At 67.2% G+C, this 7,135-nt stretch carries 7 protein-coding genes; 5 read left to right on the forward strand and 2 right to left on the reverse strand.

Annotation, left to right across the window (positions count from 1 at the left end; genetic code table 11):
• Positions 1 to 729: murein hydrolase activator EnvC family protein (locus V7787_RS51820; protein WP_336095292.1), on the reverse strand; the 729-nt coding region annotated here is incomplete at its 3' end.
• Positions 729 to 2,264, reverse strand: a complete 1,536-nt coding sequence (gene gpmI / locus V7787_RS51825) for a 2,3-bisphosphoglycerate-independent phosphoglycerate mutase (protein WP_336095293.1) — start codon at positions 2,262 to 2,264, stop codon at positions 729 to 731. The genes gpmI and V7787_RS51820, both read right to left, overlap by 1 nt.
• Positions 2,265 to 2,497: 233 nt before the next feature.
• Between gpmI and V7787_RS51830 the strand changes: the two genes are divergently transcribed.
• From V7787_RS51830 to V7787_RS51850, 5 genes are all read left to right on the forward strand, one after another.
• Positions 2,498 to 3,172 carry a hypothetical protein gene (locus tag V7787_RS51830; RefSeq protein ID WP_336095294.1) on the forward strand — a complete coding sequence of 225 codons (675 nt, stop codon included), beginning with the start codon at positions 2,498 to 2,500 and terminating at the stop codon, positions 3,170 to 3,172.
• Positions 3,173 to 3,471: 299 nt separating this feature from the next.
• Positions 3,472 to 5,232, forward strand: coding sequence for a M28 family metallopeptidase (locus V7787_RS51835; RefSeq protein ID WP_336095295.1), 1,761 nt, complete (start codon positions 3,472 to 3,474; stop codon positions 5,230 to 5,232).
• A 165-nt stretch (positions 5,233 to 5,397) separates the two neighbouring features.
• The gene (locus V7787_RS51840; protein WP_336095296.1) at positions 5,398 to 5,793 is read left to right on the forward strand and encodes an MAPEG family protein; all 396 of its coding nucleotides are present in this window, start codon (positions 5,398 to 5,400) and stop codon (positions 5,791 to 5,793) included.
• A gap of 32 nt (positions 5,794 to 5,825) precedes the next feature.
• Positions 5,826 to 6,011, forward strand: a complete 186-nt coding sequence (locus V7787_RS51845) for a hypothetical protein (RefSeq protein WP_336095297.1) — start codon at positions 5,826 to 5,828, stop codon at positions 6,009 to 6,011.
• A gap of 93 nt (positions 6,012 to 6,104) precedes the next feature.
• Positions 6,105 to 6,833, forward strand: coding sequence for a 2OG-Fe dioxygenase family protein (locus tag V7787_RS51850; RefSeq protein WP_336095298.1), 729 nt, complete (start codon positions 6,105 to 6,107; stop codon positions 6,831 to 6,833).
• Positions 6,834 to 7,135 lie beyond the last annotated feature (302 nt).

The raw sequence follows: 7,135 nt of genomic DNA on the forward strand, positions 1-7,135 counted from the left end.
CGCGCGCAACTTGGCCAGCAATTGCTCCAGGCCCTTGGCGTCGCGGCCCAGTTCGCGCTCGCGGCTGCTGCGGTCCTGGTACTTCTCGTTGATCTGGGCGACCAATGCGGCGCGGGTCTTGCGGTCTTTCTGCAATTGGCCGAGTTGATCGCGCTGCTGCTTGCGGGTGCTGTCCAGGCTGGCGCGGCGTTCGACGATCTGCCGCTCCAGGGTTTCCAGTTCGCGCAATTGCGCGGTCAAGGCCTGGATGCGCGCGGCGCGGTCGCGCTGCACGTAGCCGTGGTAGGTCAGGATGCGGTTGCTGTCGGCGACCTTGTCCTGCGACAGCAGCAGCTTCAACGGCGCGTCGTTGCCCTGCGCGTAGGCCGCGCGCAGCAATTCGGCGAGTTCCTTGCGTTGCGAGCCGAGCTTGAGGTTGAGCGCGTCGCGCTTGGCCTGCATCTGCTTCAACGCGGCCTGCTCGCGGGCGAGCCGGGTTTCGGTGTCGCGCAGCGCACGGTTGGAATGGCCGACTTGTTCGTCGGCCGCGCGCAATTGCTGGGTCGCGTCGCCGCGCTGGCCTTCCAGCTTGCGGCGTTCGTCGGCGACCGACTTGAGCTCGGTCTTGATCTTCTCGAGCTTGCGCTCGGCATCCTTGCTGTTGCTCTGCGCCGCGGCGCGCGCGTCGACGGACACGCCCGGCGCGAGCAGCGCCAGCGCGAGGATCAGCAACGCGCGCGCGATCGGCATCAGCGCTCCAACAGGCTCTGGCCGGTCATGTCGGCCGGCTGCGGCAGACCCAGCAGGTCCAGGATGGTCGGGGCGACGTCGCGCAACGCGCCGCCGCCGCGCAGCGTGGCCTTGCGCGGGCCCAGATAGACCAGCGGCACCGGGCCGACGGTATGCGCGGTATGCGGCTGACCGGTGCTGGCGTCGCGCATCATTTCCAGATTGCCGTGGTCGGCGGTGATCAACAGCGCGCCGTCGACCTCGCGCACCGCCGCGACCACCGCGCCGATCGCCTTGTCGACCGCCTGCGCGGCCTGGATGGCGGCTTGCAGGTCGCCGGTGTGGCCGACCATGTCGGGGTTGGCGATGTTGCAGATCGCCACGTCCACCGCTTGCGCGCGGATGGTTTCGACCAACTTGGCGGTGACTTCCGGGCAGCTCATTTCCGGCTGCAGATCGTAGGTGGCGACCTTCGGGCTCGGCACCAGGATGCGGCTTTCGCCCGGGTAAGGATCTTCGCGGCCGCCGCTGAAGAAGAAGGTGACGTGGGCGTACTTCTCGGTCTCGGCGATGCGCAGCTGGGTGAGGCCGTTGGCGGCCAGCAGTTCGCCCAGGGTGTTGCGCAGATCGTCCGGGCCGAACGCCACCGGCGCCGGCAACTTGGCGTCGTACTCGGTCAGGCAGACGAAACGCGACAGCTTCGGCCGGCGCGCATCGTAGCCGTCGAACTTGGGATCGACGAAGGCGGCGGTGAGCTGGCGCGCGCGGTCGGCGCGGAAGTTCATGAACACCACCGCGTCGCCGTCGGCCATCGGCCGGGCGTCGCCGATCGAAGTCGGGGCGACGAATTCGTCGGTCTCGCCGCGGGCGTACGCCGCGTCCAAGCCTTCCAGCGCAGTCGCGGCATGTTGTTCGCCGCGGGCTTCGACGATCGCGTTCCAGGCGCGCAACTGGCGATCCCAGCGCTTGTCGCGGTCCATGGCGTAATAGCGTCCGCTGATCGAGGCGATGTGCGCGTTGCCGGCGGCGTCGCAGGCCTGCTGCAGGCGCTGCAGGCTCGGCGCGGCCGACTTGGGCGGCATGTCGCGGCCGTCGAGGAAGGCGTGCACGGCGACCCGGGCCACGCCTTCGCGACGGGCCAGTTCGATCATCGCGAAAATGTGTTGCTCATGGCTGTGCACGCCGCCGGGCGACAGCAGCCCGAGCAGGTGCAGGCAGGCGTTGGCCGACTTGGCCGCGGCGCAGGCCGCGCGCAGTTCTTCGTTGGCGTAGAAGCTGCCGTCCTCGATCGCCGCATCGACCCGGGTCAGGTCCTGATAGACGATGCGGCCGGCGCCCAGATTCATGTGGCCGACTTCCGAATTGCCCATCTGCCCGTCCGGCAGACCGACGTGGCGGCCTTCGGTGTGGATCAGGGTGTGCGGCTCGCTGGCCAGCAGACCGCGCCAGTTGGGCAGATCGGCCTGGGCCAGGGCGTTGTCTTCCGGGTCGTCGCGGTGGCCCCAACCGTCCAGGATCAACAGCACTACGGGCTTGGGTCGGGAAGTCGCTGACACGTCGAAAGTTCCTATGACTTGGGGCAGGGGCCGCGGCGGGCGGGTTGCGCGATTGTAGCGAAGCGGGAGATCGAGCCCGCGCCCCGCGGCGGCGGGATCGGGATCGAGCGCGGCGCAAGTGCTTGATCCTGCGAATTTACGGCAGGAACGCAGGCAAAACATGCATCCGGCTTAAACCGTTCGCGCGCTCGCCGCATCTCAAGCTTTGCCCACCAAGACAACGGAACACCGCCATGACCCGTACCCGCCTCTCTTTCAGCCTGTCGGCCCTGATCGCCCTGTCCGCCGTCGCGCCGGCAGCCCTCGCCGCCAACGGCGACATCAGCAAGGTCAACGGCAGCATCACCGTCGCCTCCAGCGAGCGCGCCGGCGATCTGGAAACGGTCAACGGCAGCATCAAGATCGGCGACAGCGCCCGGGTCGAAGATGCGCAGACCGTCAACGGCAGCATCACCGTCGGCAACAGCACCCAGACCGGCGGTCTGGAAACCGTCAACGGCGGCATCCGCGCCGGCACCAACCTCACCGCCAACGACGGCCTGGAAACGGTCAACGGCAGCATCTTCGTCGACCGCGGCGGCACCGTGCGCGGCAAGATCGAGACCGTCAACGGTTCGATCGGCCTGATCGACACCGACGTCGCCGGCAGCATCGAAACGGTCAACGGCGACCTCACCGTCGGCGTCGATTCGCACGTCACCGGCGGCATCCGCTACACCAAGCCGCAGGGCCTCAACCTGACCCATCGCCGCGATCCGCGCGTGATCATCGGACCCAACGCGCGCGTCGACGGCACCCTGGTGTTCGAGCGCGCGGTCGAGCTGTACGTGCACACCAGCGCCAAGACCGGCGCGATCACCGGCGCCACCGCGATCCCGTTCAGCACGCCGACCCCGCCGGTCAAGTAAGCATCGCTTCTCGCCCGCGCCCGGTTCCTCCTCGTCGAGACCGGGCGCGGTGCGGGCACCCGCGGACTGGCCCTGCAGGAGCGACGCGAGTCGCGACCGCGACATCCGGCCTGCGTCGTAAGCGCGATGCCGCGGTCGCGACCCGCGTCGCTCCTACAGCGGCTTCGGCCGCATCGTGCGAGGGCCGTGCAGGCGACCGTCCGGCGAACCGGCCGTCACGGTCAACACGCGTCCGGCCCAGCACCTAGAATGGACCTCCCCCACCCCCGGCCCTCGCGCCGCTCCTGGAGGTTCCGCTCTTGTCCCGAACTACCCCGTTATTCAAAGCCACCTCGCTGGTGGCCGCCGCGCTGGCGCTGTCGGCGTGCAACCAGCCCGCCGGCGACGCCAAAGCGCCGGGCGAGCCGGCCCCGGCCGCGGTTCAACCGGCCGCCGGCGATCACGCCTTCGACGGCGCGATCAACGCCGCCGATTTCGCCCAGCACGTGAAGACCCTGGCCTCCGATGAATTCGAGGGCCGCGCCCCGGGCAGCGCCGGCGAGGAAAAAACCGTTCAGTACCTGGAAGCGCAGTTCAAGCGCCTGGGTCTGAAGCCGGGCAACGGCGACAGCTATTTCCAGACCGTGCCGATGGTGGAAACCACCGCCGACGAAACCACCTCGCTCAAGCTCGACGTCAAGGGACAGGCGCGCGAGTTGAAGTTCGGCAGCGACATGGTGGTCGGCACCCGCACCGGTCAGCCGGAAGTGAAGATCGACGGCAGCGAACTGGTGTTCGTCGGCTACGGCGTCAACGCGCCCGAGCAGCAGTGGAACGATTACGCCGGCGTCGACGTCAAGGGCAAGACGGTGGTGATGTTCGTCAACGACCCGGGTTTCCACGGCCAGGACGCGACCTTGTTCGAAGGCAAGCGGATGACCTACTACGGCCGCTGGACCTACAAGTTCGAAGAAGCCGCGCGCCAGGGCGCCAAGGCTGCGCTGATCATTCACGACACCGCCGGCGCTTCCTACGGCTGGGAAGTCGTCAAGAACTCTTGGTCCGGCGCGCAGTTCGATCTGCCGGCCAAGGACGATCCGGAACCGCGTCTGCCGGTGCAGGGCTGGATCACCAGCGACGCCGCGCGCAAGTTGCTCGGCGATCTGGGCCAGAACCTGGATCAGCTGTATCAGGCCGCCGGCAAGCGCGGCTTCAAGGCGATCCCGCTGCAGGCCAAGGCCTCGGTGGATCTGAAGAGCAAGATCAGCGAGAAGTCCTCGCGCAACGTGATCGCCCGCCTGGACGGCGCCAAGCGTCCGGACGAAGCCATCGTCTACATGGCGCACTGGGATCACCTGGGCAACCACACCGCCGAAGGCGGACACGAAGGTCACGGCGCCGACGCCAAGACCACCGGTCCGGACACGATCTACAACGGCGCGGTCGATAACGCCTCGGGCGTGGCCGGCATCCTGGAGATCGCCGAAGCCTTCACCAAGCAGACCCCGCCGCCGGACCGCTCGCTGCTGTTCCTGGCGGTGACCCTGGAAGAATCGGGCCTGCTCGGTTCCAAGTACTACGTCGCCCATCCGACCGTGCCGCTCAACAAGACCGTGGCGGTGATCAATCTCGACGCCATGCCGGTGATCGGCAAGGCCCGCGACATGACCGTGGTCGGCTTCGGCAGCTCGGAACTGGAAGACATCCTCAAGACCGTCGCCGACGGCCAGCAGCGCGTGCTGCATGCCGAAGGCACGCCGCAGGACGGCTTCTACTTCCGTTCCGATCACTTCAACTTCGCCAAGGCCGGCGTGCCCGCGCTGTACGCCAAGGGCGGCGACGACCTGCTCGAAGGCGGCGTGGAAGCCGGCCAGAAGGCGCAGATCGACTACCGCGACAACCGTTATCACAAGCCGGCCGATCAGTTCGACGCGGCCTGGAAGCTCGACGGCGTGGTCCAGGACCTGGACGCGCTGTACGGCGTCGGCAAGATCCTCGCCGGCAACGAGCAGTGGCCGAACTGGTACGAAGGCAACGCCTTCCGCGCCGCGCACGACAAGTTGATGGCGCCGGCCAAGTAAGCCGCGCCCAGCATCGCTGGTCCGGCGGCGTACGCGCCGGCGGACCGCCGATCCGGTCGCCCGCGACCGCAAAGCGATCCGACGACGGCGCCCCCTGGGCGCCGTCGTTTTTTCCGCTAGGCTGAGCGCACCGCGGATGGCGGTGTGCTTACCGAAGGAACGCGCATGTCCATGACCCTGGCTTACTGGTGCGTGCTGATCGCGGCCTTGATGCCTTATGCCTGGGTCGCCGTGGCCAAGGCCAGCGGCAACCGCTACGACAACCGCGACCCGCGCGGCTGGCAGGCGCGCCAGGACAATCCGCGTTCGAACGCCGCCTACGCCGCCCACCTCAACGCCTTCGAAGCCTTCGCCCCGTTCGCCGCCGGCGTGCTCGGCGCACAGATGGCGGGCGTGGATACCGACTGGATCGTGATTCTGTCGATCGTGTTCGTGATCTGCCGGGTGTTGCACGGCGTGTTCTACATCGCGCGCAAGCAGTTGCTGCGCAGCCTGGTGTGGGCGGTCGGATTCCTGTGCGTGATCGCGTTGTTGGCGCTCGCGGCGCTGGCGGCGATTTGAATCGGCGGCAAGGCAGCCGATCTGGAGCGGGCGTGACCGAATCCGACAAAATCCGCTCCGCGGCAGGCGGCGATATCCGTCTCTGGATCGACGATGGCCAATCGATTCATATGAAGCTCTGCAATCCGTACGACGATCCGGTCGAGCTCACTGAACATCAGGCGCTGGCGCTCGCGGAAACGCTGAGGATGCTGGCGCACAGACTGCAGGCTTCATGATCGATACCGCCGGCGAGATCGCTCCGAGCAAGCGAGCGCTTTGACGACCCGCTCGCCGCCACACCCCACTCACACTGTCCCTTCGAGCTACGCATGTCCCCGACCTTCGATCACGATGACTTCGCGCAATCCCTGCGCGACGACGGCTTCCGTTTCGTGGCTGGCGAAGACATGCGCACGCATTTGCGCGAGCACGGTTCGCTACAGGATTGGGACGCGTTCGCCGACAGTTGGAACGATCTGGCGCCCGACGCCTATCTGGCCCAAGTCGGCCGTCACCGGCGGCGGCGCCACGCGGTGTTCCGCGCCGGGCGCGAGGGCGGGATCGAACGCCGGCCCCATCAGCCGCACTATCAGAGCCTGAATTACAACGCGTTGCAGGGCGATATCGAACGCTGGTTCGAACCGGTGCGCGAGGACATTGCGCACAGCCAAACGCTGGTTACTGTGCTGACGTTCTGTCGCGATTTCTTCTCCGCGCTCGCGCCGAAGACCCAGGCCTGGCATATCGAGCTGCATCAGTTCCGGATCGAAGCGCGCAGCGATGAGGAAGGACAACCCACGCCCGAAGGCGTGCATCGCGACGGCGTGGACTATGTGTTGGTGTTGCTGATCGATCGGCACAACATCGTCAGCGGCACCACCACCATCCACACTGCCGACGGCACCCAACTCGGCAGCTTTACCCTGACCGCGCCGCTCGATGCCGCGCTGGTCGACGACGCACGCGTGTTCCATGGCGTCACGGCGGTTACGCCGCAAGATCCGAAGCGCGAAGCGCATCGGGATGTGTTGGTGGTGACGTTCCGCGGCGTGGCTTGATCCGTCAGCGCGGCTCGATCTCCCGAACTCGCCCCGCATAGGCCCCTGTCCCGCTTTGCGGCGACCGAAGGGAGTGCAGGGCTGAGAGGGGTTGGGGTGAGGGCGCGCGCGAAGGAAGCGCGACAAACCTTGCGTCTTCACCGCGCCAAGCGATCAGATCCGACGGTTCTGCAGGCCCAGATCCGCGCCGCTTTACACGCGGCGACCTATTTTCTGTAACTCGACCGACGATTAACTCCGCCGACGTTGATCCGCGGCGTCGCGATTAACTCGCCGCATGTATTCCGAACAAAACATTGCCC

The sequence above is a fragment of the Pseudomonas sp. CGJS7 genome (assembly GCF_036961695.1).

Bases quoted from the DNA above. Each gene is read 5' to 3' on its own strand.
- V7787_RS51830 (WP_336095294.1), top strand. From the start codon at position 2,498: ATGACCCGTACCCGCCTCTCTTTCAGCCTGTCGGCCCTGATCGCCCTG.
- V7787_RS51840 (WP_336095296.1), top strand. From the start codon at position 5,398: ATGTCCATGACCCTGGCTTACTGGTGCGTGCTGATCGCGGCCTTGATG.
- V7787_RS51850 (WP_336095298.1), top strand. From the start codon at position 6,105: ATGTCCCCGACCTTCGATCACGATGACTTCGCGCAATCCCTGCGCGAC.